Genomic DNA, 25,328 nt, shown 5'->3' with positions numbered 1-25,328 from the left:
CTGAAATTTCTTATAGGATGGTCGCAAATACCTCAATCAATCGTGAAACGCCCGAATTTGACTCTTACAAAACCGTATAAAAATCTTTATGGGTGTGCTCCGGTTAATTAGGTTAAATGAATAGACGCGGAGAGAGGAGATGCTTGCTGACTATCAACAGATCGTGATCGCTGCCGTCCTCTGCTGGGTCCTCTTCGTCACCGTCGATATCGCCTTCAGGTTGCCGGAGAAAGGAGGCGTGAGCGGTGCGACGGCCATCGGCCAGAGTATCGAGGAGCACGGCGGTGCCCTCGCGGGCGGGACGATGATGGGAAATATCGTCTCCTCGCCCGACGCCTCGGCCGGCACCCTCCTCGCCGCGTGCGGGGTTTATGTCGCCGGCCTTCCCGGAGGACTTGCAGCGGCCGCCCTTGTCTTTGTCGGAAACCGTATCTGCCATGACCCGGGCTATGCCGGCACCACCGGCGCCGTCCTTGCAAGCCTGATGGTCGCCGGCCTCGCCGGCATCGGTTTTGCCCCGGAGAACTTCATCGCCGGCATGGTCATCGCGATCCTGACCATCCAGGGCCTCTCGCACAGGCACGCAAGCCGCCTCCTCGCCCGCATCTGGGGGTGGCGGAGTTGATCGCCCTGTACGTCTGCGGGGTTGTCGCCCTCTTTGCGGCGGTCCGCTGCCTCGCCGAGAAGGAGACCTACCTGAAGCTCCCGTACCTGAATGTGATGAACTTCGCCGTCGCCGGGATCATCGTGCTCCTCATCGACCACCCCCTCTCCCTCCTTGCGGCCGCCGCCTACTTCGTGGGCTCGACCCTGGAGGCGAACGCCATTGCAAGCGCAAAGGCCGGGGGTGTGAAGCATGATTGAGTTCCTGCAGGTCGTCCTCGCTGCGATCGCCCTCCTCGGGGCCGTCGCCACCGCCGTCTCCCGCGACCCCTTCGACAAACTCATCGCCCTCGGCGTGATGATCGGCGGGATCATGCCCTTCATCGTCGACCGGGGCTACCTCGACGTCGCCGTCGCCGTCGCCCTGCTCGCACCTATCACGACGATCTTCGTCCTCGCGCTCGCCTGGAGGAGGGACGAACATGGCGCCTGAACTCATCCTCGGTCTCGCAATCCTCATCATCGGGGCCGTCGCCGCCGCCTTCCCGCGGCCGAAGACCTATCTCTCCAGGATCATCAGCCTGGAGATCCCGGGATGGGGCCTCCTCCTCGTCATGCTCGCGTACGACGAGACCCTCGCCCTCCTCACCTTCATAGCCGTAACCGCCATCTCCACCTTCGTCATGGTCAGGGTGGTCGAGAGGAGGGAAGCGCCATGATCAGCAGGATATCGAAGATCCTTTCTGAATACGAGAACCTCACCCTCCTCTACGCCGTGCTCGTCCTCCTCGTCCTCATCATCGGGGCCTTCTCCCTCCCCGCGATCGTCTATCACGGGGACACCCTGTACCCGAAGGCGATCGACCGGGCGAGCCACCTCGACCCGTACGACCGGGGCGGCGAACCCTTCAACACGACGACGGTGGCGGCGCAGTACCCTGAGAATTCGCCCTACCTCGGCTACGTGACGGCGTACCTCACGCCCCTCTCCCTCTTCCTGGCAGAGACCACGGCCCACCTCGGGACGACGATCGTCTCCCACCCCGGCGGGATCATCGACGAAATCCTGTACAACACGCGGGGGCTCGACACCATCGTCGAGACGAGCATCCTCTTCACGGCCTTTGCGATCGCCTCCTATCTCTTCAGGAGGCGTGACGGATGAGCTACGAGATCGCCCTTCCGGCCGTCCTGGTCGCGGTCGCGGTCGCCTTCATAGCGCTGGTGCTTGAAAAGGACGACCTGCACCGCCTCCTCCTCACCGACCTCGCCGAGATCACCGGACTTGCGATCATCGCCCTGGTGGCGACCGACCTCGCCGAGGCCCTGATCCTGCCCGGCCTGGTGGTCGGGATCTCAGAACTGATGGCCCTCTCCGAGGTCTACCTCGTCAAGGAAGGGCTGACCGCAGCCCCGAAGAGGATGATGCACCTCGAGGTGATGGACAGCGCCCCCGCGATCCTCGCCGCCGGCCTCGTAATCTACGGCATCGTCCTTTCCGGCTTCTCAGGCGGTGCGGTGGCCGGCCTCGGTCTCCTCTTCTGGTTCTTCTGCAAGGGGCACGACGAGGCATTCGCAATCCTGGAGACGGCCTCGGGCTATGCCTGGGCGCTCTGGATCGTCGCCTTCTTCGTCTTCATGATCGCGCCGCAGTACTGGCTCTTCGCGGTGATGATCGCGGGCGGCGCAATCCTCCTCAAGGTGATGGCAAAGATGGCACTTGTCGGCACAATGCGGGGTGGTCGGGATGTTTGACCTCCCCATCGAAGGGGCGGAACTGCTGGCTGTCGAGTTCGGCGACATCGTCGACTACTTCAGCGTGTACACGGCCGTCCTCTTCGTCTTCGCCCTCCTCTTCACAGGGCTCGCGATAATCAGCCGCCCGGAAAAGCCGGTGGACATCGTCTTCGGCGGCGACGCCTACTACACGAAGGAGATCCCGCCGGAACAACTCCGCTTCCAGAGGTTCATGGCCATCGCCTGCGGCCTCGCGACCCTCGGGGCAATGGTCTCCGGCGACCTCTTCAACTTCACCCTCTTCAGCTCGATGATCGGGATCACGAACATCGGGATCGTGGCCGCGGTGAAGAACAGGCACGTCCTGGAGGCCGCGTACCAGTACGGGATCGTGGCGATGGTCGCCACCGTGCCCCTCTTCGGCGGAGCGGCGATCGCGCTTGCGGCGACAGGCACTCTCTCGATCTGGGCGCTCGCCGGGGCCGGGGCCGTGCCCCTCCTCGCGAAGATGTTCCTGGTGGTCGGCGTGATGGGAGAGGGCATGGCGCCCTTCTACATCGGGAAGGCCGAGATCACCCGGGCGCCGGGCGCCCCCTACGTATTGATGATCCATGTGAGTTCCCTCCTCCTCTTCCTCAGAGTGGTGGAGATCGCCCTGACGGTGTGATGACAATGAAAAAACAGACTGCACGTGCGGTGACGGCGGCGGCGGGCATGGTCTGCGTCGCCTCCTCGGCGGCGTGGCGATTCGGCCTTGTCGAGACCTGGGTCTCGATCGTGCTGACCGTCGTCGCCTTTCCCTTCTTCCTTGTCGCCCTCGGCCTGTGGTGGAATGCAGCAGAAAAAGAGGGGGACACCCCTTTCATAGGGTACTAGACATGATCGAATATCTCATCTTCGCGGTCTTCGCCGGACTTCTCCTCCACGGCATCCACAGGAAGGCGATCGCACGGGTACAGGGACGGCCCGGCCCCCCGGTCTGGCAGGAGATCCTCCATGTCCTGAAGTTCTCCTTCAAGGAGACCTGGGTCCCGGCCACGGCCAGCGAGACGCTCTTCGTGGCGGTGGTGCTCATCGCCATCGCCGTCTGGAGCACCGCCCTCTTCATCCTCGTCACCGGCGGGAGCCTCCTCCTCCTCTTCGCCGTCTACATGCTCCACAAGATCGTGGAGCACGGCCTCGGCCTCTCCTCGGGGTCGCCGTACGGGAAGTTCGGGGCGATCAGGTCGGTGATGTCCGCGGCCTCCGAGATCCCGCTCTTCGCCACGATCGCCGCCGTGTACCTCGTCACCGGATCCCTGATGATCTCGGACATCCAGACATGGCAGGCGGCGCACGGCCCCCTCCTCCTTGCGGCCCCGCCGGCGGCCGCAGCACTCTACATCGTCGTGCTGGCGAAGATGCACTACAGCCCCTTCGCCGTCATCGAGAGCAAGGAGATCGTGAGCGGCAATGTCACCGAGCACTTCGGGGTCTGGCGTGCCGGACTGGAGGCGGCCTTCGCGCTCAAGACCTTCGTCCTCCTGTACGCCTTCATCCTCATCTTCCTGGCGCCGATGCCCCTCCTCCTTGCGGCCGTGACGATGGTGCTCCTCCTCCTCTCCCTCTCGTTCATCTGCGCACTGACGCCGATGCTCTCCCCCTTCGACACGGTCACCATCCAGATCGGGGTGGCCGGCCTCATCGTCGTCTATGTCCTTCTCGCGGGGGTGATCCCATGACTCTGATCAGAAACGCCGTCGCCTCCAGTGCGGCGGTCTACGGCGCCATCCTTGTCGTCCAGGCAGTCCAGCGCCCGTCCGCCGCCCCGATAGCCCTCGCCGCCGCCCTCTTCCTTGCGGCGGCAGGGATCGCCTTCGGGTCAGGGGACGATCGGAGACTGAAGAAGACGGAGATGGCCCTTCTCTGGACCTGCGTCGGGCTCTTCCTCCTGTACGGTCTCCTGAAAACAGGAGGTGTCCTGTGACCGAATACCTCTATGAAAAAGACCTCCGCCCCATGAAGTACAACATTCTCACAGCGCCGCGGCAGGACCGGACGGTGCGGGCGATGGCCGCCCGCCTCGGCGTGCGGGTGCAGGTCTTCAGGCGCCACCTCATCGAGCGCCTCGACATGTCCAACCTCGAAAACATGCCCGCGAGATGGGAGGCCGCGCTTGCGATTCCCGCAGGCGACGACGCCCTTGCCGCCGCCCTCGGCTGCGACCTCTTCGTGCGGAAGATCGCCGTCTTCACGCCCGCGGAGATGGAGGCCGCATACAAAAAAGCCCGCACCCTCGCAGACGGCGGCGCGACCCTGGACGCCGCCGTCGAAGAAGGAAAGAAAGCCCTCAGGGAGGTGATCGCCCCATGACAGACCTGCTCCAGAGACTCAAGAACGCCGTGCGGTCGCGCTCGATCCATGTGGCCTACGTGGACACAGGGTCATGCAACGGCTGCGACATCGAGGTGCTCGCATGCCTCTCCCCCCGCTACGACCTCGAACAGTACGGGATCTATGTCCACAACAACCCGAGAGAAGCAGACGTCCTCCTGGTGATCGGGTGTTGCACACCCCAGTGGGAGGACAAACTCAAGGGTCTCTGGGAAAAGATCCCTGAACCCAAGGTGGCGATCGCCATTGGCAACTGCCCGATCTCGGGTTGCGTCTTCAACAGGGAGGGGGGGTACGTCAACCCGCCTGCTTCGAAACACATCCCGATCGCCGCATCCGTCCCGGGATGCCCGCCCCGCCCAACCGAGATCATCAGGGCGATCCTCTCGCTCGCGCCGACGATCTTTGCAGACTACGAGGAGAAAAAACAATGAAAAAAACGGTCGATGTAGCGATACCGATCGGCCCTGTCCACCCCTGCTGGAAGGAGCCGGTCAGGATCAAGTGCGAGACCAGAGGAGAGCACGTCCTCAGCGCCGAGGTCGAGATGGGCTACATGAAGAAAGGGATCGAGCGGATCATGCGGGGGAGGCCCTGGCAGGAAGTAATGTTCCTTGCCGAACGGGTCTGCGGGATCTGCTCGGTCGTCCACAACATGGTCTTCATCGAGGCAATGGAGACGATCTCCGGGATCACGCCACCCCCACGGGCGGCGTACCTCAGGGTGGTCGCCAATGAACTCGATAGGATGGCAAGCCACCTCATCGCCAACTTCTCGTACTGCTACACCATCGAGCACGAGACCCTGGGCATGTACCTCCTCAACGAGCGTGAGCACGTGCTGGACATGCTCGAACGTCTCACCGGCAACCGGGTGAACACCGCCTACATGATCCCGGGCGGCGTCCGCTACGACCTGCGGCCCGCAGACGAAAAAATCATCAGGGAGACGCTCGACCTCCTCGACACAAACCTTACTCGCTACGCAAAGATGTTCGAGACCGGGCCGATGATCGCCCTCAGGAGCAAAGGCGTCGGCATTCTCACGAAGGACCAGGCCCTCGAAGCCCATGCCGTCGGCCCGACGGCGCGGGCAAGCGGGATCGCCGTGGACTGCCGGAGCAACCACCCGACCTACCGGGCGATCGGCTTCTCCCCGATCGTACGGGATGAGGGAGACAATTATGCACGGATCATGGTGCGGTTCGAGGAACTGAAGCAGAGCATCGGCCTTATCAGGCGCTCCCTGGCAATGATGCCCGACGGGCCGATACGGGGCGGCGGCATCTGCAAGGGCGGCGAGGTGCGCTACTCAGGCGAAGCGCCGCGGGGCGAACTCACCTACTTCGTCAAAGCCGACCGTTACGGGCGGGTCGAGGAGATCGCCATCCAGACGCCGTCGATCATGAACATCGACGCCTGCACGCACTACATGCTCAAGGGCGTCACGTCGATCGCGGACGTCACCTCGACCTTCATCAGTTCTGACCCCTGCATCGCGTGCAATGAGAGGTAAAAGGCATGGGAATCTCGATCTTCTGGTATCTGCGGGAATTTCTCCGGGCCGACTGGCTCAAAGATTTCTTCTTCGTAAAGACGGCGCCCCTCGTCGACCCGCCGTACTTCAGGGGCTATCCGGCCCTCACCGGGAAGGAGTGCACCCATTGTCTCTCCTGCATGATGATCTGCCCGACGCCGGGCGCGATCGAGGTGCTGCGCGACGGCGAGACCTGGACCCCGCACATCTACCCCGGCCACTGTATCAGGTGTGGCCTCTGCGTCGAGGCCTGTCCCGAGGACGTCCTCGACGCAGGACGGGTGCTGGAGACGCAAAAACGCGATGGGACCGACATCACGGTCAGGTACCAGGTGACCGTGAACCCCGACACCTGCGTGCGCTGCGGCAACTGCGTCGTCGCCTGCCCGGTGAACAAGGAGGCCGACCCGCAACTCGGTGCCGGCGGCACCTCGGCAAACGACGAGGTGATCATGAAGATCCACAACGGCAACCTCTGGGTCGTCCATGACGAGAAGTGCACGGGCTGCAAGACCTGCGAGAGCGTCTGCCCGACCAGGGCGATCAGGATTGCACGGGTCGCCGAAGGGCGGCAGGGGGTGGAAGAATGAAGTTCCTCTTCAACACCGGCAGGACGGCGGCACAGGGTATCGGGCTCGACAGGAAGGCCGGGGCAGAGTATGCCCGGGCGACCTCGCGCTGCATGATGAACCCGGTCGACATGATGGACCTCGACGTCGAGGCCGGGGACCACCTCCAGGTCAGGGGGCCGGCAGGCGAGGTCGTCCTCTCGGTCGTCCCGGCCGAGGGGACGCCACGCGGCATGGTCTTTGTCCCTCTCGGTCCCTATGCAAACCATATCCTCGGGGGCGAGACCCACGGGACAGGGATGCCTGACTTCAAGACCATGACAGTCGAGATCGAACCGACCCTGAGGGAGGTGCCGACCGTTGCAGATCTGATGGACGAGATCGGCGGGGCGGCCTATTCCCCGGAGGAGACGTCATGATCCACACCGACATGGTCTGCCCCTTCTGCGGCTGCCTCTGCGACGATATCGTCGTCGAGACCGAGGGGAACGCGGTCGTGCGGGTGGACAATGCCTGCACCCTCGGCACCCACAAACTGATGAACGCCTCGATGGACCGCCTGAAAGGCCCGATCATGCGGGACGGCGCAGGGTGGCGGGACGCCACCTATGACGAGGCGATCGAGTACGCCGCCGGCGTCCTCCTCGACGCCGACCGGCCCCTGCTGTACGGTTGGTCGAGCACGCAGGGGGAGGCCCAGGGCCTCGGCGTCTCCATGGCCGAACTCCTCGGCGGCGTCATCGACTCGACCACCTCGGTCTGCCATGGCCCCTCCATCCTGGCCATCCAGGAAGTCGGCCATCCCGGGTGCACCCTCGGCCAGGTGAAGAACAGGGCCGACCTGATCATCTACTGGGGTTGCAACCCGACCGAGGCCCACCCGCGGCACATGAGTCGGTACACCACCTATGCCGACGGTTTCTTCCTCCAGAACTCCTTCAGGGAGAGGAAACTCATCGTCGTGGACGTCAGGAAGACCGAGACCGCGAGTATCGCCGATGAGTTCGTGCAGATCACACCGGGCGGCGACTATGCGGTCTTTTCTGCCCTGCGGGCGATCGTGCGGGGACGCGGCGACGTCGTGCCGCCGACCGTCGCCGGCGTGACGAAGGAGCAACTCGAAAAGATCGCGGAGATGTGCAAGAGTGCGAAGTTCGGCGCCTTCTTCTTCGGCGTCGGCCTGACCATGGCGCCGGGCCGGTACAAGAACATCAGGAACGCCATTGAACTGGTGGACGAACTGAACAGGTACACGAAGTTCACCCTGACGCCCCTGCGGGGTCACTACAATGTCTATGGCTCGAACGAAGTCTTCACCTGGATGACAGGATACCCCTATGCTGTCGACTTCTCCCGGCAGATCGCCTTCTACAACCCCGGCGAGACGACGGCGGTGGACATCCTGGCACGGAAGGAGTGCGACGCCTGTCTCATCGTGGCAAGCGATCCCGGTGCCCACTTCCCGCGGAAATGCCTGGAACACCTCACATCCATCCCGACGGTGCTCATCGACCCGGCGCGGACGGTGACGACGCCCCTCTGCCGGTGCCAGATCCCGACGGCCGTCACCGGCATCGACGCCTCGGGCACGGCCTACAGGATGGACGGCGTCCCGATCCATGTGAAGACATTCCTTGACCTTGGTTATCCCACTGACACCGAGGTCATCGGCAGAATCTTCGAGAAGGTGCAGGAGGTGAGACATCCATGAGCGAGTTACTCGTCAAAAACGCCTATGTGATCGACCCGATCAACCATATCGACGGCGAGGTCATGGACATCGCCGTCAGGGACGGCAGGATCGTCGAGGACGTCGGCCCGAAGGCGACCGTGATCGATGCCAGAGGCTGCCTCACTCTCCCCGGCGGCGTCGACTCCCATACCCATGTCTGCGGCACGAAGGTGAACTTCGGGCGGTACATGAGCCCCGAGGACATGCGGGCAGGCAGGGAGGCGCGGCGCGGGGTGAAGCACGCCACATCGGGCTACTCTGTCCCGACGACCTACGCGAACTCGTACCGCTACGCCGTCATGGGTTACACCACCCTCCTCGAAGGGGCGATGGCGCCCCTCGAAGCCCGTCACACCCACGAGGAGTTCTCGGCCACGCCCCTCCAGGACATGATGGCAAACACCCTCTTCGACGGGAACTGGGGGGTTATGAACGCGATCCGGGACGGCGACCAGGACAGGGTCGCTGAGATCGTCGGCTGGACCCTCTCCGCGGTGAAGGGTTTCGGGATCAAACTCACCAACCCCGGCGGCACCGAGGCATGGGGGTTCGGGAAGAACCTGACCTGCATCAACGACGAGGTCCCGAACTTCGGGGTCACCCCGATCGAGATCATCCAGGCGATGATCCGTGCCTGCGAGACCCTCCGCCTCCCCCACTCTGTCCACCTCCACTGCAACAACCTGGGCAACCCGGGCAACTACGCCTGCACGCTCGGGACCTTCAACCAGATCCCCGACCTCAATGAGAAACGCCAGACCCTGTATGCCACCCATGTCCAGTTCCACAGTTACGGCGGGTCCGACTGGAAGACCTTCTGCTCGAAGGCCGAACCGGTGGCGTACACGGTGAACAACCTGCCCCAGATCGTCATCGACATGGGGCAGGTGATGTTCGGGAAGACGACGACGATGACCGCGGACGGCCCGATGGAGTTCAACCTGTACCGCCTCCACCACGACAAGTGGAGCAACCACGATGTCGAACTGGAGACAGGGTCGGGGATCATCCCGGTCTTCTACCGGAGAAAGAACCTGGTGAACTCGATCATGTGGGCGATTGGTCTGGAACTGGCCCTGCTGGTGAAGAACCCCTGGCAGTGCATGCTCACGACCGACAACCCGAACGGGGCGCCGTTCGTGAAGTACCCGGAGATCATCGCCCTCCTGATGAGCAAGAAATACCGTGACGCCGAGTTCGCGACTGTCCACCCGGACACCGGGTCACGGGTCGTCCTCCCGGCCCTTGACCGCGAACTCGACTGGAACGAGATCGCCGTCATGACGCGGGCAGGGCAGGCGAAGGCTCTCGGGATCACCGGCATCGGGAAGGGCCACCTGGGCCTCGGGGCCGAGGCCGACATCGCGGTCTATCCGATACGGGTCGGTGAGGTCGACCCCGCACAGGAGTACAGGAAAGTGATCGACGCCTTTTCCCGGACGAAGTATACGATCAAGCGGGGACGGCCGGTCACGCGGGACGGCGAGATCCTGGTCCACGGTGAGAACACGACGATCTGGGTCGACCCGAAGATGGGGCCCGGCCACGACATCAGCCAGGACACAGAGTTCGTGAAGATGTTCGACCGTTATTACTCGGTGCGGATGAGCAACTATCCGGTGCAGGACGAGTATCTGAAAAGAAGCCTGCGTATGGAGACGGAGGCGGTCTTCTGATGCGGATCACTCTCTCGATGCGGGAGCGGAAGAACCCGTACATCCCCATCGAGGCCGAGAAGATTGTCCCCTCCATTCTCATGAAAGGGACGGACGTCACCGTCTACGAGGGGAACAAGGCGCGGCGCCTCGCCGATCTCTTCGAGGTCGTCGTCGAGGGAGAGGCCGCCTCGGCCGACGAGGTCGAGGTCGTCCTCCGCGGCGACACTTCCCGCGTGAAACGGGTCGGCGAGTACATGGACGGCGGCAGGATCACGGTCGAAGGGGACATCGGGATGCACTGCGGCAACTTCATGTCGGCCGGGACTATCGAAGTGAGGGGCAATGCCGCGGGATGGTGTGCCCGCGAACTCCACGGCGGGACCGTCATCTGCCGCGGGAACACCGGCCACTACTGCGCCGCCGGGTACCGCGGCGAGAAGAAGGGGATGGCCGGGGGGACGGTGGAGGTCTTCGGGGATGCCGGCGACTTTGCCGCCGAACACCTCTCGGGCGGCGAGGTGGTCATCCACGGGAACTGCGGGGACATGCCGGGTGCCGAGATGAGAGGCGGGACGCTCACCATCGGCGGCGACTGTTCCCGTCCCTGCGGGAATATGAAAGCAGGCACCTGCACGGTCCTCGGCACGGTCCGCGACCTGATCCCGACCTTCGAGCGAACCGGAGAGACTGCCGGCCCTGACGGCAGAACCCTCACCGCATTTGTCGGGGATATCGCAAACAGAGGAAAGGGAAGACTTTTCATCAGGAGTTTTCAATATCTGGAGTAATGATCCGGCATGCATGCGGTTATGAGGCGCCGTTGTACTGCAAAAAGTGCGGGCGCCCTCTCGAATATACCGAGCGCAGGGGGATATTCTGCTCCTATTGCGGGCGGCAGGTGACGATGCTCTGCCCGAAGTGCGGCAAGCGCTGGTGACTCAGGCCATTCTGCTCCTGACCCACCGGGCGTACTCGGAACGCAATTTTCTTTTTTCCGCATCGTTCAGGTCTTTTCTGCCGGTGTCCTCAAGAAAATCCGCAAGTTTGCAGACGATGGTCTCCGCGTCGCGGTGGTCCTCAGCTTCGAGATAGACGACGGACCGGGTCACGTCAATCACCTCGCCGCAGACATGGCAGAGTTTCCACCGCTGGTAGGGATCGACGTAGGTGAAGGTGAGGCACCCCGGACAGCGGATGACGTGGTACATCAAGGGGAGATCGGCACTGCTCTGTGAAAAAGATTCCTCTCTGCACCGGAACAGGATGGGGGTCTATCGCCACGCGGACAAAAGCGCAGCCGCGGAGTGTCACCCGACCCATCCTGTTCCCGCGTATCCGGCCGTCCTACCAGCGCCAGAGGCGCCCTCTCTTTCCGGCAGCACCGCCTGTTCCGTGGACGATGATCTCCACCCGTACAGGGCCTGCGGCTTCGGCGGCCATCTCTCCCCCCCTCGTAAAGGCCGGGCCGTACTTCTTCCCCCGGTGGATCTCTTCCTTGATCTGCGCTCCATAACTGTACCAGGTCATCTCTTTCACACCTCCGCGGACGGTATCCCCGCCCGCATGCACCAGAGGGGAGAGAGGGTGGTATTAAAGGTATCCGTCAGGCCGGGACCGATGAGTATTAGTCCAGAGGAGGCGGATTGATCTTTATGCACATCCAGGTAATCCCTGTTGTGGGCCTTCCTATCATCCATCCCGGGGACCATCTTGCTGAGATGATCTGCAGCACGATCGCCTTCGAGGACGGAGACATCCTCTGCATCGCCTCCTCGGTCTACTCCAAGGCGCACGGGCATATTCGCAGGCTCGACGAGATCGCTCCCTCGGAAAACGCACTGCGCATCGCCCAAAAGACCCGTGAGGACCCGCGGTTCGTCCAGGCTGTCCTTGACGACACGACCGACGTCATCCTGGAAGAACCCTTCATCCTCTCTGAGACGGTCACCGGCCACGTGGGCGTGCGGGCAGGCATCGACCACTCCAATATCGAGGACGGCATGATCATCCGCCTTCCCCCCGACCCGATGGGCGCCGCCGAGGGCATGCGCCGGGAGATCGGCCGGATCTGCGGGAAGGACGTCAGGGTGATCATCACCGACACCTGCGGGCGTTCGTTCAGGCGGGGCCAGACCGGCGTCGCTATCGGGTGGAGCGGCATGACGGCGATCCGGGACTTCCGCGGCGACCACGACCTCTTCGGCCACACCCTGGAGATCACGGAGGAGGCGGTGATCGACGAGATCGCCGGTTTCTCGAACTTCATGATGGGCGAGAGCAACAACGGCGTCCCCGCGGTCGTCTTCAGAAACTGCGGGGCGTGGGCCGGGCACGACAGCCTCCACTTCAGCAAGAAGGAAGATATCATCAGGCAGTCGCTCGGCCGGAACTAAACCTTTTTTTCGTGGCGGGACGGCGGATCGGATGCCATGAGATCGGAAACTCTCTGCATGGTCTGAAGGGCATCACGCATCTGACGAAACGATGGCGCCCCCCTCTCTGCAATCTTCCTGTCCCTGTCGGGTGATGGGGGGAAGGCAGTAGATCGGTTTTCTCCTCCGGGGGACTACAGCAAAGGTCTTCGACCCCTGGCAGATCGGAGATCTACCGGAACAGGAAGATCTTCGATCTTCCGTGCGTTGCACATCGAAGATGTGCGTGAACAGGGAAATGCTTTGCATTTCCCGTATTCTCGACTCCCTTCGGTCGTCACTCGAAAATCAAAGATTTTCTCGAACTCGCTATCGCTCGTTGCCCCCGGCCCTCGAAGATCTTCGATCTTCTCATGCTCGCTTGTGCTCGCACCCCACTCAGGATAGACGGGGATACGGTTATCTCCCTCCTCGGGATATCCTGCTCACCCTTCCCCCGTCCTATCCTAATTTCGGGGGTCTGGGGGCGGCAGTCCCCCAGCGGAGAGTGGCGGGAAGGCAGTATCGGTATCATAACGACACTCCGCCCTCGGTGTTCCGGGTGACGTATACAGGGAAGTCCGTGCCTCACCGCACCCCCCATCCCGCGCAGCGCAGAAAAAAACAGCACCCCCTCTTGCGTCACGCCCGACGAAAATCCAGGGCCGCCGCCGACCCGAAAAAAAGGTATTCAGTAGAAGGTGTTCAACACGAAGATGAAGACCCCGACCGCTGCCGCGATTGCGAGCACATAGGTGGGGTTGATGTGGAACGCCCGGCGGTCCTCGCTGTCATAATAGTTCACGAGACCTGCAGACGATACAAGCCGCCCGCCACTCTTTTTTGCCATGGGTTCTGGTTTCTCATTCAATATATATAAAATCGGTGTCAACGGATGGATATGCACGAGCAGGTGTACCGGGGCCTGGCCCTCCTCGGCGCGGACTTTGAGCCGTCCCGCGTGGCGATCGTCGTCGAAAACGGAAGGATCACGAAGGTCGAGGACGACCCCGCCGCACCGGACCTCTGGATCTGTCCCGCATTCTTCAACGCCCATACACACCTTGGCGACACCGTGGCGATGGACTGCGCCACCTGCGGCGACCTCACCGCACTTGTCACCCCGCCGCACGGCCTCAAGCACCGCATCCTCGCGGCAACACCGCGAGACCGTCTCGTCGCAGGCATGCGTGCGAGCATCGGGGCCATGCGGGCGACCGGCACGGCAGGCTTCGCCGACTTCAGGGAGGGCGGCCCTGACGGGGTGTCGGCCCTGAGAGAGGCGCTCCGCGGCGAGGCGGCAACCCCCGTCATCTTCGGCCGCGAAGGAGGTGAGATGGTGGCCGACGGCATCGGGATCAGCAGCGTCAGGGACGTCGCCGGCGTCGAGGCGCAGGTGGCCGCCGCACGGGCCGCCGGAAAGAAAGTGGCCTTCCACGCCGGGGAGCGCGACCCCGACGACATCGACGGCGCCCTCGCCTTCGAGCCCGACCTCCTCGTCCACTGCACCCATGCCACCGACAGACAACTCCGGGCGATCGCCGATGCAGGGACACCAATCGCCGTCTGCATGCGCTCGAACTGGATCCTCGGCGTCACCCGCGGGCAGGACCACCCGCCCCTCCGGCGGATGGCCGAACTCGGCTGCACCTTCTACCTCGGCACCGACAACGTCATGTTCGTCCAGCCCGACATGCTCCGCGATATGGCATTCTGCGAAACAGTCTCGCGCCTCCCTGCCGATCAGGTGCTGCGCGCCGCCGTCGGGGGCGCCGCCCTCGCGGGCAGATCCTGCCTCCTGGACACAGGGAATCGTGCGAATTTTGTCATAATAAACCCCGGATCTGCGAATCTCCGGTTCAGCACAGACCCTCTGGCCTCGATCGTCCGGAGAGTGGACGGAAATGCCATCCTAGAAACTGTTATAAATCCATAAAAGGAATTATGTTGCAAGTTTCATTTTTGGAGGTGCAGTTATGTTCCAGAAAATCGTCGTCGCCGTCGACGGGTCAGAGATAAGCCAGAAGGCATTCGAGGTCGCTCTCTCGGAGGCGAAAATGTGGAATGCCGCGCTTCACGTGATCTACGTCGTCGAGACCAGCAGGTTCTCATCCCTTCCCATGGACAATACCATGGAAGTCATCTACTCCCTGCTGGAGAAGGAAGGCCGGGAGATCTTTGAGAAGAGCACCGCACAGGCTGCCGCCGAAGGGATATCCATCGTCACCCATCTCAGGGACGGACACGCCGGGACCGAAGTCCTCGCCCTTGCCGAAGAACTGCAGGCCGACCTGATCGTCATCGGGTCACGCGGCAAGAGCGGCATCGACCGTCTGCTCCTCGGCAGTGTGTCCGCCCATGTCGTCCAGGACAGCAGGTGCACAACAATGGTGGTGAGATAATTCCCGAAACGGCAGATGACATGCATGTCATCGACTACATGACAAAGGATGTCGTCTCTGTCGAAATACCCAGCAACCGGGACGACATCCTCAAGATCCTGAAACGGACCGGGATCTCGGGCGTGCCGGTCCTTGAAAAAGGAAAGGTCGTCGGCGTGGTGACCAGGAAAGACCTCCTCAGAAAGTCGGAGGAGACCCAGGTCGCCCTCCTGATGTCTCACAACCCAATCGTGATCCGGGCGGACGCCACCATTGTCGAAGCCGCCACCCTGATGAGCAAGGACAATTTCCGCAGGCTGCCGGTCGTGGACGACGACGGGAAACTCGTCGGCCTGATCAGCGTCGCCGACATCATTGCCTCCGTTGCCCAGCTCAGGATCAAGGACGAGATCAAGGACCACTGCGTGAGTACCACCTTTGCCCTCTGGGAAGAGACGCCCCTCCCCCTCGTCGGCAGGATCATGGAGATCTCCGACGTCGAGGCCGTCCCGATCATGGACGACAAAGGCAGGGTTGCAGGGATCATCTCAGAACGCGATCTCATCCGCAGTTCGCATATCGAGGACTCTGTCGAGGTCTCCGACTTCTCGAACGGGACCGACGACGACGAGTGGACATGGGAGAGCATCAGGGACATGCATGTCATCAGTTACGGTGTCTCGAAGGTGAAACTCCCGGAAAGACCGGTCAAGACGGCCATGGTCAAAAACGTGATCACCGTCCCGAAGAACGCAACGGTGAGCGAGTGCGCTCTTCTGATGAAGCGTTCCCGTCTCGACCAGCTCCCGGTGGTCAACGGCGACAAAAAACTCATCGCCATGCTCTTTGACCGCGACCTCATCAGGGTGCTCTGTGAGGAACCCGGGAACAACAACCTTTAAATTTCTTCGTGTCCCTTATAACAGATAACGCTTTTACCAACTTTTAGCGTGTAATTTTTGGGGGTATTCCAATGCCTGAGATTAATCAGGAAATATTAAAGGGCACCACGACAGTGGGGCTCGTATTCCATGACGGCATCGTCCTTGCGACCGAGAAACGTGCGACGATGGGTAATTTGATCGCCAGCAAAAAGGCAAAGAAGGTCTACCAGATCGCCGATCGCATCGGGATGACGACCGCCGGCGGCGTCGGCGACGCCCAGCAGCTCGCCCGTCTCATGCAGGTTGAGTGTAACCTCTACAAGGTCCGCCACGGGAAAACCATCACGGTTGTGGCGGCGGCGACACTCCTCTCCAACTATCTCCAGCAGAACCGGTATTACCCGTACTATGTCCAGCTCCTCGTCGGTGGCGTGGACAGGAACGGCCCGAGCGTGTATTCAGTCGACGCCATGGGAGGCGCCTCGAAGGAAGACGACATCGTCTCGACCGGATCGGGCTCGCCGATGGCGTACGGCGTACTTGAAGACCGTTTCACGGCCGGCATGGACGAAGAACAGGCTGCAACACTTGCGATCCGGGCCCTGAAGGCTGCGATGCGCCGTGACTCGGCGTCGGGCGAGGATATCAGTGTTGTCGTCATCATGAAAGACAAGTATGAAGAACGTGCTGTTGAGGTCACAAAAGGAAACAGCCCAGAATTAGCCCACTAAATTCTTTTTTAGGACGATATTAATGCTCATAGAGGACAGACTCAAGGAACTCAGAGATAAGATCAATACCAAGGTCCCCGCGGGGATCACCATCTCTGACGTCGAATTCGAAGGCCCGGAACTGGTCATCTATACCGATGATCCGAAGAAATTCGCCGACCAGGAGGACCTGATCAAGGTCCTGGCACGGGACCTTCGCAAGCGTATCGTCGTGCGGCCGAACATCCTTGAAGACCCGGAGACGGCGGCCACGAAGATCAAGGCGGTCGTGCCGGACAATGCCGGAATATCAGATATCTTTTTCGACCCCGACACCGGCGAGGTGCTCATCGAAGCAGAAAAGCCCGGTGTCGTCATCGGCAAGAACGGGGCGACCCTCCGCGATATCACCAAGAACACCTGCTGGACGCCGAAAGTGGTCCGCACCCCCCCGATCGAGAGTTCGAGCGTCAAGCAGGTCCGCCAGTTCCTCAGGTCGGTCAAGGACGAGAGGAAGACATTCCTCCGGACCATCGGACGCCGGATCCACCGCGACGTGATTGCAAAGGACCAGTGGGTCAGGGTGACGACCCTCGGGTGCTGCCGGGAAGTCGGTCGTGCGGCCTTCCTCCTCACGACGCCGGAGAGCAAGGTGCTCATCGACTGCGGCGAAAAGCCGGGAAGCGCCACGAGCACGCCGTACCTCTATGTCCCGGAGATCTCTCCGCTGACCTCTCTCGACGCCGTGGTCCTCACCCACGCCCACCTCGACCACTGCGCCCTCGTGCCCCTGCTCTTCAAGTATGGCTACGACGGCCCGGTGTACTCGACCCCGCCGACGCGTGACCTTGCCACCATGCTCCAGCTCGACTACCTCGACGTGGTCAAAAAGGATGCAGGGAGGCAGCCGTACACTTCCAATGAGGTGAAGGAGTACATCAAGCACTCGATCACCCTCAACTACGGGTCTGTCACCGACATCGCACCCGACATCAAGCTCACCTTCCACAACGCGGGCCACATCCTGGGATCGGCCATCGCTCACTTCCATATCGGCGACGGTCTGTACAACATCGCCTTCACCGGCGACTTCAACTACCAGAAGACCCGGCTCTTCTCACCGGCGGTCTCAAGTTTCCCCCGTCTCGAAGCGCTCTTCATGGAGAGCACCTACGGCGGCGCGAACGATTTCCAGCCGCCGCGTGAAGTGGCCGAGGCCAAACTCTACGAGATCGTCACCAGGACGATCAACCGCGGCGGCAAGGTTGTCATCCCGGCCTTCGCTGTCGGCAGGTCGCAGGAGGTCATGCTCGCCCTCGAAGAGGGGATGAGGAAGGAGAAGATCCCGAAGGTGAAGGTCTACCTGGACGGCATGATCAAGGAGGCAACGGCGATCCACACCACCTATCCCGAATATCTCAACGTCGACCTCCGCAACCAGATCTTCAGGGACGGCATGAACCCCTTCCTCGCCGACTGCTTCATCCAGGTGGACTCGTCCGACCTGCGGGAGAAGGTCATCGGCGGCGACCCCTGCGTGATCGTCACAACGAGCGGTATGCTCAATGGCGGCCCTGTGATGGAGTATCTGTACGCCCTCGCACCCGACGAGAGGAACACCCTCATTTTCGTCGGTTATCAGGCCGACGGTACCTTCGGGCGGCGCCTCCAGAAGGGCTGGCGGGAGATCCCGATCGGCAACCGCGAGACGATGGTCCTCAAGCTCGATATCGACACGGTGGACGGGTTCTCCGGTCACTCCGACCGGAAGCAGTTGATGGGGTTCATCCAGCACCTCCAGCCGCGGCCCGAGAAGATCTTCACGATCCACGGGGACGAGGGGAGCACCATCGACCTTGCAAGCTCGATCTACAAGCGTTTCCACATCGAGACGCGTTCGCCCCTGAACCTCGAAACATACCGCATGGTATAAAGACAGCATGAAGCAGCGCCTCCCCCTCCTGCTCGGCGTCTTTGTCGTGATGGCGCTCTCGAACGCGATCGTGCCCGTGCTGCCAGCCCTCGCCGATGGGCCGGCTTTGCAGGGCGCCCTTTTTTCCGCATACTTTCTCGGGGCTTTTCTCACGGTCCTGCCGGCAGGAGTCCTCTCCGACAGGGTGGGCCGGGTGCCCCTGATACGGGCCGGCCTTGTCCTGACACTCGCGAGCGGTGCGGCGATCCTTGCCTTCCCCGACCCTCTGGTCCTCCTTGCAGCACGGGGCATCGAGGGGATCGGTGCAGGTCTCTTCGTGCCCGCGGCGATGTCCTGGATCAATCTCCAGCCCGACCACGAGCATATGAGCGGCAACTTCATCGCCGCCCTGAATGTCGGTCTGGTCTCCGGCCTTCTCGGGGCAGGCTTTCTCAGCGACGTGGCAGGGATCATGGGCGGGGTTGCGGTCTTCACCGCGGCGACGGTGGTGCCGCTCGTGTTCTCGGCCCTGATAGCAGAAGCGAGCGCTCCCGAAGGGAGAAATGGCGGGCTCGTCGGGATCGGAAAGAACTATTTCTGGCTGTATGTCTCGGCGATTGTCCTTGTCGGCGCGACCGGGGCGGTGACGGCGATCTATCCGGACTTCACCGGCGAGACGCCGGCAACCCTGAGCCTGCAACTGGGGATGATGAACGTGGCGACGGTCGTCGCCTCCATCGCTGCGTCACGGGCCCACCTGGCACCGATCCCGACGATACGGGCGTCGGCCGTGGTGATGGCCGCGGCGGTCGCCTTCTCCTATCTCACTCCGCTCGCGTTCGTGGTCGTCGGCGGGACCGCCGGCGTGGTGATGATCGCCCAGATCAATTACCTTGCGGCAGACCAGGCGAGACAGGGGGCGGTGATGGGCCTCTTCAATGCATCGAGTTATGCGGGGATGACTCTCCTTCCCTTTATGGCGGGAGTGGTCTCGGAAATACATGGATTTATGATGGCATTTGCCGTCACCGCCGTCCTTTCGGCCGTGATGGCCGTCACCATCGGGCGGTGCAGGTGCCCGGTATCACACTGAAAAATCGGAGATTACCATGACAGAAAAGAATGCATTTGAAAACCTGAAAGGGTCGGGTGTCGATGAAAAATTTGCGTCCATCGGAGTCTCGACCGGGGTACAGGTCGACATCCTCGAACTCCAGCGTCTCAGCCGCAGGTACGGTTTCCGTGCCGTCGTCTATTTCGAGGAGGAGATGGCACAGGCGGGGGACCTTGCAGCGGATGAGAAGGAGTATGCGGACGTGCCCGAGAGCGACCGTCCCTTCGTCTCCGTCGACGACTTCCTGAAGTTTGCCCGCGAGTACGACCCTTACTCCTTCGACATCCGCCTCAAAGAACTCCCGATCATGATCGAGGTCGTGGCGGTGGGGGAGATCGCGGGCACGCCCTATGTGACCGGCCTGATGCCCTTCCTCGACGAACTCGACACCTTCGAGGACCCCGAGGTTATGGGGTGAAGGAGCCCGAAAAAAAATCGCGTGTGAAGAGACCCCATAGTATTCCTGTTCTGGAGTACGTGCCGGGGGCAAGCCCCCCTGACCCTCCACCTTCAGGATAGGGACGGGATGGTTATCCCTTTTTCTGGGTCTCCTGTTCTGTCTTCCCCGGCTCTATCCTATAGATCGTGCCGGAAACTGTTTTATGAGTGACTTTCCAGAGCAATTTTTCCCATGTGTGCGGTGGGATTACACATTCAAGGCGAGGATTCATCCCTCATATTCGGCCGGGATCGGAACCGGTTCGGGACAGCAGTTCACGTACTTCATCAATGTATGAGAATAGTTTTCAGGGAGGATATACAGCATATATCTCCCCTTTTTTTCTTTTTTCACAATACCGAGTTTGACTAAATATTTGAGGTCTGCATGAACCGTGGCTCTAGATAGATCCACTCCCTCGGCGATTTCATCGAGAGGTATACCCTGATTTCCACGGATGTGTGTTAAAATCCTCCTCAGACTATCATTTCTCAGGACAGTGATGAGGATTCCCTCTTCGACCGGGTACGGAGAACCGGCGGTGAAATAGTGTTTCCTTCCTCTCCCCTGTATTGTTCTCAGCAAACCCTCTTCTTCCATTATGTGAATATGATATCCAAGCGTTCCTCTCGCTAAAGACAGAGTTCTCAGTATTTCCCTGAAATGTACCCCTGGATTTTCTTTGATGAAATGAAATATCTCAAGCCTTGCCGGGTTGTCGAGAGCATTCTTTTTACATACATTTCTATATCCCAGGTATAGAGAAGCCTTCAGAGAGATAAGCGCCTCAATCGGAGTCGCTGTTAATTGCGGGAGTACGCACAGGAGTAGAGCGAGCCACAGGGGGATCGGATCGATATCATGAACAGTCTCGCCTGAAATTGGTGATCCAGGGTCGTTCCCAATATTTTGAGAGGGGTGAACCGTATATCCCAAAGCACTGGCAATCGGAACCAGCAACACAAAAAAAAGGATCGATAGTGCGATTATCCTCAACAATCCACCCGACTTAGTGCTGGTAAAGATTGAGGTTGTATGTTCTCTGGGATGATACCCTATCACCATATACATCGAAAGTCCAGATCCCCTGATCTACATGACTGCTATCTGGAACAATGTCAATATGAATCTTGCCATCTTTAACCCCGTCATCATTGTCATGGTACGTGCCAATCTCACTCCATGAAGGGGCATATAGAGTCAAGGCCAGAGACTCGGAGGTCGAGTACCAGTTAAGGTGCACTTCAAGGCACTCGGCTCCGCTCTCGACATAAAACTGATGTCTGTTGGTTTCGCCCTGTTCGATCGTGTCGGCCAGTCTTTGAATCATCTCCGGAGCATCAAATACAGAAGGGCAAACAGTGTATCCGGCATCATCTTTTGCCGACACAGGAGGTACGGCCAGAAAGGCAACGACCAGCAGGAGGGCAAAAACCATGGGTCTACTTCTTGTTGATACCATGATGGGTAGTTGTAATCCTACATCATATGAGTTTTGTGGGACAAACACCGAATCAAACTTTTTCCTTGTTCACTTCTCTCTTCAGAAACGAATAAATTTGCCAATAAATGCTATCATGTGGCATGCCCGAGGTGAGCGCACAACTCATGCTGGATTCAGCAGCAACACCGTCATTCATCTTTTCATTTTGCTTTTTTATCTCTAGTCTTCGGCGAGATGATGATCCATCCTAAAGAGGTGCCAAGAATTACCCCGAACCAGTATGCCCGGGGAATAAAGAGAACTTTTGTCTGTGGAGCGCACACGCGAACAGGATAGATCGCCAGCACCATGATGACGATAAGGATGAGAGCAAAAATCAGTCGTTTCGAAGGTTTTGAAGAGATATCTGATGCGGATTCAGCCTGAGTACCCTCATTATGCTTTCCGATCTGGTTTGATCCGCGTGCTAGTGGCCCGCATATCAGCATGTATATTGTGCCTACGGGCAGACCTGCAATGTAGACAACGGGATCTATTAACTCTCGCCCTCGCCGACGATCACTCGCCTCGTTGTACTTCGAAGGCCTTGAAAGACTGCGTGTTTCTCACTTTTTTTTATATTCGTACTGCAGTGCTCATCATCCAATATGATTGGATTTTGAGAGGAGTCTACGTGGTTTTATGGATTCTAAAGTGGACTGAACACTCCAAAATGCGATACTCGCACGCACTTTCGAATTGTATGACGGAGTGGACATCTTCATGATTGCTGCAAAAATCATCCAGAGGTATAATTACGATGTGTGTATGCTCTGTTCCTGTTGATGATGAAGCGCGCTCTCTGCCCACAATTGGCATCCGGCTGAATGGTCGGAGCATTGGCCTATGATAATACGGGATCATGCTTTTTTCTCCTGGCCAGAACCTCCCTGTGCCCTGATGAGTCGGTGATTGTCCTAGAAATTATTTAAAGAAGAGTGCCGACGTATCCATCGGTGACGCTGCGTGCGGCGCCCCGTGAGAGGCCGGGCATATTCGTTCTGCACGCGAAACCCGACCCTCACATCTGCCAGGAGGCGATCGGGTTGTTGGGTGTCATCATGGATAGCCATTGCGGTCCGTCGCTCTCCCGGGGAAAATGGATCAAAAAGAGGGAAGATCATGAAACAAAAAAGAACAAAAGATCTAGGTATTGCGTTTGTCACACTGCTTTTCATGACTTTGAGTTTTGTACCAGTAGTTGGAGCGTTTGAATTCTCTGCGAACGAAACTCAACTTCAGATCCTGAATGATCTTCAGGGTCAGGACATATCATTGGGTGAACTCTATGAAAATGTTCAGCCTGAACTGATGGCAGACATCTCTGAGGATATACAGGAAACGTTGTATTCGACAAAAGTGGTGTGGCCTAATTACACCAATGTCAAAGTCCACGCAGAGGTTGATCCTGCGAAAACAGGGGAACAAGAAACGTAATTTCTCAAAGCAGGAGAGCGCGCTGTCATTCCAGTAATTCTTCGTCACATCTCGGATCTCTCAGCATCGGGAAGAAAACTTGATTATCGTTCTGAATCTTGGGTTGTGGTTCCTCCTTATCTCAAGATGCCCTATGGGGAGATCACAACAGCACATTATAAGATGGATAGCGATGGTCGAACAGGGACACTAGTCGCCTTTTCCGCAGAAACAGTCGGTGAAAATGGGGTTTATAACCTTAAAGCAGAAAAAAGTATGACTGTCTCTGAAGCAGGAGATTATTTCTGCGAGGGAGTCCACTATTTCACTGCTCCACCGGGATACAGCCCAGCCGAGGAAACAACGATAACTCAATCTGAGGTTGTAACGGTTGTATAGAAGGAATGATCTCCAACTATTTTTTTTCGGTGATATTATGCCACAAATGTACGATGGAAACAGTCCAGTAAAATATCTCTCCCTGATGAAGGGGGCGCTTCTCCGCCCGGCAAAAATCTTCAGGGATGTAAGGGAGGAGACTGACAGGACAATTCTCAGTTACGGCGTCCTGATCATAGGCCTCAATCTCGTCCTGACCTTTCTTCTCTGGACGACCGGACGGATGCCGGGTCTTCAGGTGGCGGCGGTGGTCGCATCCCTCCTGCTGGTGCCGCTCGGTGCTCTCTGGCTCCATCTCTGGGTCTACGCCTCCGGCGGGCGGGAGGGGATGGGGAGCACCTTCAGTCTCGTCCTTGTCGCCCTGACCCCCACGGCCCTTCTCGGCTGGATACCCGGTCTCGCCCTGCTCGGTTTCCTGTGGTCTCTTGTCCTCCTCTTCGTGGGACTGCGGGAACTGCATCACTTCTCGACGTCACGGGCGGCCGCCGTCCTCCTCCTCGCCTGCGGCATTCCCCTCGCTCTTCTGGTTGTAATCGCCATACTCCCAGGCTTCACGGCCTTCTGGCCGACGATCTGGCAGGTCACATGGGTCTGAAAGACGAGAGCATTGTCGTATGTTGCACCTCGTCAAACTGAACGAAAGAGACCGGGCACAAGGAGTGGGAGCATCGTGAGGGACCCATCTATACAGCCTCGTTTCGATCAGTCCTGTCGACGATGACAGGTACGTAGTATGAGAAGTGGAGGCGAGCCCTGTGGGCTTGCCCCGAGCACTATTGGGGGGATGGCAGTGATTCTGCGCGCACATTTTTGAACAAAAGGGCATGGTTCTGGGGAACGACCAGAGGGAGTCGAGAAGATCATCGGGTCTTCGAGGCCAGTCCCCCGGCAAAGGGTTTTGGGAAGGCAGTAGATCGGCACTCCGCCGGGGGAACGAGAAAATCGAAGATTTTCGCTGTGCGAGCGCCAGCGAGTTCAAAAAGGTCGAAGATTTTCCTGTTCACGCACATCTTTGATGTGCAGCGGGTCGAAGACCTTCGAGATGCGACCGAAGGGAGCATGAGAAAGCCATCAGGCTTTCGAGCAGTCCCCCGACAACCAGCATGGGGAAGGCGGCGGATCGGTGTCTCACTCCAAAAGAGAACTCCAGCTCCGAAAACGCCGTATCGCAGGAACCAATCTCCCCCTACCCCTCACTCTCCTCAAGGACCGCCAGAGCAGCAGCAGCAGCAGCCTTCTTCGCTTCGGCCTTGCTCCTGCCGGTGCCCGGGGCCGAGAAGAGGTCGGGGACGGTGACCGCACAGACAAATGTGGGGGCATGGTCAGGGCCCCGGCGGTCGAGGACATGGTACTCGGGCAGGTCGCCGGCGTGGTCTTTCTGGACGCGCTCCTGGAGTCTGCCGATGGTGTTCTCACCGGTGTCGAAGTGGAGGATGTCGTCGGCGACAAGGCCGAGCACGATCTCCCGCGTCCTGTCCAGCCCCACGTGGAGGTACAGGGCGCAGATGAAGGCCTCGAAGACGTCGGCGATGATCGACGTCGTGAGGGCCTGGCCCGTTCCAAGGAGGATCAGCCTCTCAAGCCCGATGCCGGTGCCGGGCACGATCGTGCCGAGGTGCTCGTTTTTCACCGCCTCCATCCTCTTCGAGAGGGCGCCCTCGGAGCAGTTGAAGGTGGAGAAGAGGTACTCGGCCACGATGAAGTTGAGGATGCGGTCGCCGAGGAACTCGATGCGTTCATAGTCGGGGCAGGGGAGCTGGCCGCAGGGGTGCTCGTGGGCGTACGAGCGGTGTGTGAAGGCCCGGTCGTAGCAGGCAAGCGCCTCGTCGGTGACTCCGGTGATGCCGATCGGTTGTTGTGCAAGAAAAGCGAGAAAGTCCTGTTTTCGTGTCCATTCCATCTGCAGACCACCCTGGAGAAGACGACGGGTACAGGTGCGGTCGACCCGCCGGGAGGGAAAAACCTATTCT

35 protein-coding genes are annotated in these 25,328 nt (G+C 59.9%); 29 read left to right on the top strand and 6 right to left on the bottom strand.

Features of this window, described 5'->3' with window-relative positions; translation table 11 throughout:
• The first annotated feature begins 139 nt into the window (after window positions 1-139).
• The 19 genes from MEFOE_RS06935 to MEFOE_RS06845 are packed head-to-tail and all read left to right on the top strand — an operon-like array spanning window position 140 to window position 11,146.
• A complete protein-coding gene (locus MEFOE_RS06935; protein WP_067050188.1) occupies window positions 140-625 on the top strand; it encodes a hypothetical protein in 486 nt (161 codons plus the stop codon).
• A complete protein-coding gene (locus MEFOE_RS06930; RefSeq protein ID WP_083523366.1) occupies window positions 613-864 on the top strand; it encodes a DUF2109 family protein in 252 nt (83 codons plus the stop codon). Before MEFOE_RS06935 ends, MEFOE_RS06930 begins: the two co-directional genes overlap by 13 nt.
• A complete protein-coding gene (locus tag MEFOE_RS06925; RefSeq protein ID WP_067050185.1) occupies window positions 857-1,096 on the top strand; it encodes an EhaD family protein in 240 nt (79 codons plus the stop codon). Before MEFOE_RS06930 ends, MEFOE_RS06925 begins: the two co-directional genes overlap by 8 nt.
• Window positions 1,086-1,322, top strand: coding sequence for a DUF2107 family protein (locus MEFOE_RS06920; RefSeq protein ID WP_067050182.1), 237 nt, complete (start codon window positions 1,086-1,088; stop codon window positions 1,320-1,322). Before MEFOE_RS06925 ends, MEFOE_RS06920 begins: the two co-directional genes overlap by 11 nt.
• A complete protein-coding gene (locus MEFOE_RS06915) occupies window positions 1,319-1,768 on the top strand; it encodes a DUF2106 family protein (protein ID WP_067050178.1) in 450 nt (149 codons plus the stop codon). Before MEFOE_RS06920 ends, MEFOE_RS06915 begins: the two co-directional genes overlap by 4 nt.
• Complete coding sequence (locus MEFOE_RS06910) at window positions 1,765-2,358, top strand: EhaG family protein (RefSeq protein ID WP_067050174.1); 594 nt, start codon at window positions 1,765-1,767, stop codon at window positions 2,356-2,358. Before MEFOE_RS06915 ends, MEFOE_RS06910 begins: the two co-directional genes overlap by 4 nt.
• Window positions 2,351-3,007 (top strand): hypothetical protein, encoded by a 657-nt coding sequence (locus tag MEFOE_RS06905; RefSeq protein ID WP_067050170.1) that lies wholly within the window; start codon window positions 2,351-2,353, stop codon window positions 3,005-3,007. Before MEFOE_RS06910 ends, MEFOE_RS06905 begins: the two co-directional genes overlap by 8 nt.
• 5 nt (window positions 3,008-3,012) lie before the next feature.
• Window positions 3,013-3,216: a hypothetical protein gene (locus MEFOE_RS06900; RefSeq protein ID WP_153015892.1), complete on the top strand. Its 204-nt coding sequence runs from the start codon at window positions 3,013-3,015 to the stop codon at window positions 3,214-3,216.
• 2 nt (window positions 3,217-3,218) lie between these two features.
• Window positions 3,219-4,061: a respiratory chain complex I subunit 1 family protein gene (locus MEFOE_RS06895; protein ID WP_067050164.1), complete on the top strand. Its 843-nt coding sequence runs from the start codon at window positions 3,219-3,221 to the stop codon at window positions 4,059-4,061.
• Window positions 4,058-4,306 carry a hypothetical protein gene (locus tag MEFOE_RS06890; protein WP_067050162.1) on the top strand — a complete coding sequence of 83 codons (249 nt, stop codon included), beginning with the start codon at window positions 4,058-4,060 and terminating at the stop codon, window positions 4,304-4,306. The genes MEFOE_RS06895 and MEFOE_RS06890 overlap by 4 nt, the downstream gene beginning before the upstream one ends.
• The gene (locus MEFOE_RS06885; protein WP_067050155.1) at window positions 4,303-4,692 is read left to right on the top strand and encodes a hypothetical protein; all 390 of its coding nucleotides are present in this window, start codon (window positions 4,303-4,305) and stop codon (window positions 4,690-4,692) included. Before MEFOE_RS06890 ends, MEFOE_RS06885 begins: the two co-directional genes overlap by 4 nt.
• Window positions 4,689-5,147: an NADH-quinone oxidoreductase subunit B family protein gene (locus MEFOE_RS06880; protein ID WP_067050152.1), complete on the top strand. Its 459-nt coding sequence runs from the start codon at window positions 4,689-4,691 to the stop codon at window positions 5,145-5,147. The genes MEFOE_RS06885 and MEFOE_RS06880 overlap by 4 nt, the downstream gene beginning before the upstream one ends.
• Window positions 5,144-6,229, top strand: a complete 1,086-nt coding sequence (locus MEFOE_RS06875) for a hydrogenase large subunit (RefSeq protein WP_067050149.1) — start codon at window positions 5,144-5,146, stop codon at window positions 6,227-6,229. Before MEFOE_RS06880 ends, MEFOE_RS06875 begins: the two co-directional genes overlap by 4 nt.
• A 5-nt stretch (window positions 6,230-6,234) precedes the next feature.
• The gene (locus tag MEFOE_RS06870) at window positions 6,235-6,840 is read left to right on the top strand and encodes a 4Fe-4S binding protein (RefSeq protein WP_067050146.1); all 606 of its coding nucleotides are present in this window, start codon (window positions 6,235-6,237) and stop codon (window positions 6,838-6,840) included.
• Window positions 6,837-7,238, top strand: a complete 402-nt coding sequence (locus MEFOE_RS06865; RefSeq protein ID WP_067050142.1) for a molybdopterin dinucleotide binding domain-containing protein — start codon at window positions 6,837-6,839, stop codon at window positions 7,236-7,238. The genes MEFOE_RS06870 and MEFOE_RS06865 overlap by 4 nt, the downstream gene beginning before the upstream one ends.
• Complete coding sequence (locus MEFOE_RS06860) at window positions 7,235-8,530, top strand: formylmethanofuran dehydrogenase subunit B (RefSeq protein ID WP_067050139.1); 1,296 nt, start codon at window positions 7,235-7,237, stop codon at window positions 8,528-8,530. Before MEFOE_RS06865 ends, MEFOE_RS06860 begins: the two co-directional genes overlap by 4 nt.
• Entirely contained in the window at window positions 8,527-10,227 is a 1,701-nt protein-coding gene (locus MEFOE_RS06855) for a formylmethanofuran dehydrogenase subunit A (RefSeq protein ID WP_067050136.1), read from the top strand. The genes MEFOE_RS06860 and MEFOE_RS06855 overlap by 4 nt, the downstream gene beginning before the upstream one ends.
• Window positions 10,227-10,997: a formylmethanofuran dehydrogenase subunit C gene (locus MEFOE_RS06850; protein ID WP_067050133.1), complete on the top strand. Its 771-nt coding sequence runs from the start codon at window positions 10,227-10,229 to the stop codon at window positions 10,995-10,997. The genes MEFOE_RS06855 and MEFOE_RS06850 overlap by 1 nt, the downstream gene beginning before the upstream one ends.
• On the top strand, window positions 10,997-11,146 hold the full coding sequence (locus MEFOE_RS06845) for a DNA helicase PriA (RefSeq protein ID WP_067050129.1): 150 nt from the start codon (window positions 10,997-10,999) through the stop codon (window positions 11,144-11,146). The genes MEFOE_RS06850 and MEFOE_RS06845 overlap by 1 nt, the downstream gene beginning before the upstream one ends.
• A 1-nt stretch (window position 11,147) precedes the next feature.
• On the opposite strand, the gene MEFOE_RS06840 is transcribed toward MEFOE_RS06845, so the two are convergent.
• Together MEFOE_RS06840 and MEFOE_RS06835 are read right to left on the bottom strand one after the other, a co-directional pair.
• Window positions 11,148-11,417: a DUF1922 domain-containing protein gene (locus MEFOE_RS06840; protein WP_067050126.1), complete on the bottom strand. Its 270-nt coding sequence runs from the start codon at window positions 11,415-11,417 to the stop codon at window positions 11,148-11,150.
• Window positions 11,418-11,553: 136 nt separating this feature from the next.
• Window positions 11,554-11,745: a hypothetical protein gene (locus tag MEFOE_RS06835; RefSeq protein WP_153015891.1), complete on the bottom strand. Its 192-nt coding sequence runs from the start codon at window positions 11,743-11,745 to the stop codon at window positions 11,554-11,556.
• A 116-nt stretch (window positions 11,746-11,861) separates the two neighbouring features.
• On the opposite strand from MEFOE_RS06835, the gene MEFOE_RS06830 reads away from it, so the two are divergent.
• Window positions 11,862-12,602 carry a coenzyme F420-0:L-glutamate ligase gene (locus tag MEFOE_RS06830; RefSeq protein ID WP_067050120.1) on the top strand — a complete coding sequence of 247 codons (741 nt, stop codon included), beginning with the start codon at window positions 11,862-11,864 and terminating at the stop codon, window positions 12,600-12,602.
• Window positions 12,603-13,311: 709 nt separating this feature from the next.
• On the opposite strand, the gene MEFOE_RS06825 is transcribed toward MEFOE_RS06830, so the two are convergent.
• Entirely contained in the window at window positions 13,312-13,470 is a 159-nt protein-coding gene (locus MEFOE_RS06825; RefSeq protein WP_067050118.1) for a preprotein translocase subunit Sec61beta, read from the bottom strand.
• Between the two features lie 51 nt (window positions 13,471-13,521).
• On the opposite strand from MEFOE_RS06825, the gene MEFOE_RS06820 reads away from it, so the two are divergent.
• The 7 genes from MEFOE_RS06820 to MEFOE_RS06790 all read left to right on the top strand — a co-directional run bounded on the left by MEFOE_RS06820 (window position 13,522) and on the right by MEFOE_RS06790 (window position 20,039).
• Window positions 13,522-14,556: an amidohydrolase family protein gene (locus MEFOE_RS06820; protein WP_067053078.1), complete on the top strand. Its 1,035-nt coding sequence runs from the start codon at window positions 13,522-13,524 to the stop codon at window positions 14,554-14,556.
• A gap of 40 nt (window positions 14,557-14,596) precedes the next feature.
• The gene (locus MEFOE_RS06815) at window positions 14,597-15,022 is read left to right on the top strand and encodes a universal stress protein (RefSeq protein WP_067050114.1); all 426 of its coding nucleotides are present in this window, start codon (window positions 14,597-14,599) and stop codon (window positions 15,020-15,022) included.
• 20 nt (window positions 15,023-15,042) lie between these two features.
• Window positions 15,043-15,903, top strand: a complete 861-nt coding sequence (locus MEFOE_RS06810) for a CBS domain-containing protein (RefSeq protein ID WP_067050111.1) — start codon at window positions 15,043-15,045, stop codon at window positions 15,901-15,903.
• Window positions 15,904-15,974: 71 nt separating this feature from the next.
• Window positions 15,975-16,616: an archaeal proteasome endopeptidase complex subunit beta gene (gene psmB / locus MEFOE_RS06805; protein ID WP_067050108.1), complete on the top strand. Its 642-nt coding sequence runs from the start codon at window positions 15,975-15,977 to the stop codon at window positions 16,614-16,616.
• A 22-nt stretch (window positions 16,617-16,638) separates the two neighbouring features.
• Complete coding sequence (locus MEFOE_RS06800; protein ID WP_067050105.1) at window positions 16,639-18,528, top strand: beta-CASP ribonuclease aCPSF1; 1,890 nt, start codon at window positions 16,639-16,641, stop codon at window positions 18,526-18,528.
• A 7-nt stretch (window positions 18,529-18,535) separates the two neighbouring features.
• On the top strand, window positions 18,536-19,600 hold the full coding sequence (locus tag MEFOE_RS06795) for an MFS transporter (RefSeq protein WP_067050102.1): 1,065 nt from the start codon (window positions 18,536-18,538) through the stop codon (window positions 19,598-19,600).
• A gap of 16 nt (window positions 19,601-19,616) precedes the next feature.
• Complete coding sequence (locus MEFOE_RS06790; RefSeq protein ID WP_067050099.1) at window positions 19,617-20,039, top strand: hypothetical protein; 423 nt, start codon at window positions 19,617-19,619, stop codon at window positions 20,037-20,039.
• Window positions 20,040-20,288: 249 nt separating this feature from the next.
• Here MEFOE_RS06790 and MEFOE_RS13350 read toward each other — a convergent pair whose 3' ends face one another.
• Together MEFOE_RS13350 and MEFOE_RS06780 are read right to left on the bottom strand one after the other, a co-directional pair.
• Window positions 20,289-21,056 (bottom strand): winged helix-turn-helix transcriptional regulator, encoded by a 768-nt coding sequence (locus MEFOE_RS13350; protein WP_160329501.1) that lies wholly within the window; start codon window positions 21,054-21,056, stop codon window positions 20,289-20,291.
• 13 nt (window positions 21,057-21,069) lie between these two features.
• Window positions 21,070-21,522 carry a peptidase gene (locus MEFOE_RS06780; protein ID WP_067050093.1) on the bottom strand — a complete coding sequence of 151 codons (453 nt, stop codon included), beginning with the start codon at window positions 21,520-21,522 and terminating at the stop codon, window positions 21,070-21,072.
• A 1,143-nt stretch (window positions 21,523-22,665) separates the two neighbouring features.
• Between MEFOE_RS06780 and MEFOE_RS06775 the strand changes: the two genes are divergently transcribed.
• Together MEFOE_RS06775 and MEFOE_RS06770 are read left to right on the top strand one after the other, a co-directional pair.
• Complete coding sequence (locus tag MEFOE_RS06775) at window positions 22,666-22,980, top strand: hypothetical protein (protein ID WP_067050090.1); 315 nt, start codon at window positions 22,666-22,668, stop codon at window positions 22,978-22,980.
• 424 nt (window positions 22,981-23,404) lie between these two features.
• Window positions 23,405-23,953 carry a YIP1 family protein gene (locus MEFOE_RS06770; RefSeq protein WP_160329500.1) on the top strand — a complete coding sequence of 183 codons (549 nt, stop codon included), beginning with the start codon at window positions 23,405-23,407 and terminating at the stop codon, window positions 23,951-23,953.
• A 591-nt stretch (window positions 23,954-24,544) separates the two neighbouring features.
• Here MEFOE_RS06770 and MEFOE_RS06765 read toward each other — a convergent pair.
• The gene (locus tag MEFOE_RS06765) at window positions 24,545-25,258 is read right to left on the bottom strand and encodes a ribonuclease III family protein (protein ID WP_067050083.1); all 714 of its coding nucleotides are present in this window, start codon (window positions 25,256-25,258) and stop codon (window positions 24,545-24,547) included.
• Window positions 25,259-25,328 lie beyond the last annotated feature (70 nt).

The sequence above is a fragment of the Methanofollis ethanolicus genome (genome assembly GCF_001571385.1).
GTDB lineage: Archaea > Halobacteriota > Methanomicrobia > Methanomicrobiales > Methanofollaceae > Methanofollis > Methanofollis ethanolicus.
Note: the sequence above shows the minus strand (reverse complement) of the source record. Positions and strands in the feature narration are given on the sequence as shown.

What these genes read in the sequence shown, in the direction of transcription:
- MEFOE_RS06905 (WP_067050170.1), top strand. Translation starts at nt 2,351, where the DNA reads ATGTTTGACCTCCCCATCGAAGGGGCGGAACTGCTGGCTGTCGAGTTC.
- MEFOE_RS06820 (WP_067053078.1), top strand. Translation starts at nt 13,522, where the DNA reads ATGCACGAGCAGGTGTACCGGGGCCTGGCCCTCCTCGGCGCGGACTTT.
- MEFOE_RS06810 (WP_067050111.1), top strand. Translation starts at nt 15,043, where the DNA reads ATGCATGTCATCGACTACATGACAAAGGATGTCGTCTCTGTCGAAATA.
- MEFOE_RS06920 (WP_067050182.1), top strand. Translation starts at nt 1,086, where the DNA reads ATGGCGCCTGAACTCATCCTCGGTCTCGCAATCCTCATCATCGGGGCC.
- MEFOE_RS06890 (WP_067050162.1), top strand. Translation starts at nt 4,058, where the DNA reads ATGACTCTGATCAGAAACGCCGTCGCCTCCAGTGCGGCGGTCTACGGC.
- MEFOE_RS06790 (WP_067050099.1), top strand. Translation starts at nt 19,617, where the DNA reads ATGACAGAAAAGAATGCATTTGAAAACCTGAAAGGGTCGGGTGTCGAT.
- MEFOE_RS06870 (WP_067050146.1), top strand. Translation starts at nt 6,235, where the DNA reads ATGGGAATCTCGATCTTCTGGTATCTGCGGGAATTTCTCCGGGCCGAC.
- MEFOE_RS06840 (WP_067050126.1), bottom strand. Translation starts at nt 11,417, where the DNA reads ATGTACCACGTCATCCGCTGTCCGGGGTGCCTCACCTTCACCTACGTC.
- MEFOE_RS06850 (WP_067050133.1), top strand. Translation starts at nt 10,227, where the DNA reads ATGCGGATCACTCTCTCGATGCGGGAGCGGAAGAACCCGTACATCCCC.
- MEFOE_RS06795 (WP_067050102.1), top strand. Translation starts at nt 18,536, where the DNA reads ATGAAGCAGCGCCTCCCCCTCCTGCTCGGCGTCTTTGTCGTGATGGCG.
- MEFOE_RS06935 (WP_067050188.1), top strand. Translation starts at nt 140, where the DNA reads ATGCTTGCTGACTATCAACAGATCGTGATCGCTGCCGTCCTCTGCTGG.
- MEFOE_RS06770 (WP_160329500.1), top strand. Translation starts at nt 23,405, where the DNA reads ATGTACGATGGAAACAGTCCAGTAAAATATCTCTCCCTGATGAAGGGG.
- MEFOE_RS06800 (WP_067050105.1), top strand. Translation starts at nt 16,639, where the DNA reads ATGCTCATAGAGGACAGACTCAAGGAACTCAGAGATAAGATCAATACC.
- MEFOE_RS06865 (WP_067050142.1), top strand. Translation starts at nt 6,837, where the DNA reads ATGAAGTTCCTCTTCAACACCGGCAGGACGGCGGCACAGGGTATCGGG.
- MEFOE_RS06775 (WP_067050090.1), top strand. Translation starts at nt 22,666, where the DNA reads ATGAAACAAAAAAGAACAAAAGATCTAGGTATTGCGTTTGTCACACTG.
- MEFOE_RS06880 (WP_067050152.1), top strand. Translation starts at nt 4,689, where the DNA reads ATGACAGACCTGCTCCAGAGACTCAAGAACGCCGTGCGGTCGCGCTCG.
- MEFOE_RS06860 (WP_067050139.1), top strand. Translation starts at nt 7,235, where the DNA reads ATGATCCACACCGACATGGTCTGCCCCTTCTGCGGCTGCCTCTGCGAC.
- MEFOE_RS06925 (WP_067050185.1), top strand. Translation starts at nt 857, where the DNA reads ATGATTGAGTTCCTGCAGGTCGTCCTCGCTGCGATCGCCCTCCTCGGG.
- MEFOE_RS06815 (WP_067050114.1), top strand. Translation starts at nt 14,597, where the DNA reads ATGTTCCAGAAAATCGTCGTCGCCGTCGACGGGTCAGAGATAAGCCAG.
- MEFOE_RS06915 (WP_067050178.1), top strand. Translation starts at nt 1,319, where the DNA reads ATGATCAGCAGGATATCGAAGATCCTTTCTGAATACGAGAACCTCACC.
- MEFOE_RS06845 (WP_067050129.1), top strand. Translation starts at nt 10,997, where the DNA reads ATGATCCGGCATGCATGCGGTTATGAGGCGCCGTTGTACTGCAAAAAG.
- MEFOE_RS06910 (WP_067050174.1), top strand. Translation starts at nt 1,765, where the DNA reads ATGAGCTACGAGATCGCCCTTCCGGCCGTCCTGGTCGCGGTCGCGGTC.
- psmB (WP_067050108.1), top strand. Translation starts at nt 15,975, where the DNA reads ATGCCTGAGATTAATCAGGAAATATTAAAGGGCACCACGACAGTGGGG.
- MEFOE_RS06780 (WP_067050093.1), bottom strand. Translation starts at nt 21,522, where the DNA reads ATGGTATCAACAAGAAGTAGACCCATGGTTTTTGCCCTCCTGCTGGTC.
- MEFOE_RS06765 (WP_067050083.1), bottom strand. Translation starts at nt 25,258, where the DNA reads ATGGAATGGACACGAAAACAGGACTTTCTCGCTTTTCTTGCACAACAA.
- MEFOE_RS06855 (WP_067050136.1), top strand. Translation starts at nt 8,527, where the DNA reads ATGAGCGAGTTACTCGTCAAAAACGCCTATGTGATCGACCCGATCAAC.
- MEFOE_RS06875 (WP_067050149.1), top strand. Translation starts at nt 5,144, where the DNA reads ATGAAAAAAACGGTCGATGTAGCGATACCGATCGGCCCTGTCCACCCC.
- MEFOE_RS06825 (WP_067050118.1), bottom strand. Translation starts at nt 13,470, where the DNA reads ATGGCAAAAAAGAGTGGCGGGCGGCTTGTATCGTCTGCAGGTCTCGTG.
- MEFOE_RS06830 (WP_067050120.1), top strand. Translation starts at nt 11,862, where the DNA reads ATGCACATCCAGGTAATCCCTGTTGTGGGCCTTCCTATCATCCATCCC.
- MEFOE_RS06900 (WP_153015892.1), top strand. Translation starts at nt 3,013, where the DNA reads ATGAAAAAACAGACTGCACGTGCGGTGACGGCGGCGGCGGGCATGGTC.
- MEFOE_RS06895 (WP_067050164.1), top strand. Translation starts at nt 3,219, where the DNA reads ATGATCGAATATCTCATCTTCGCGGTCTTCGCCGGACTTCTCCTCCAC.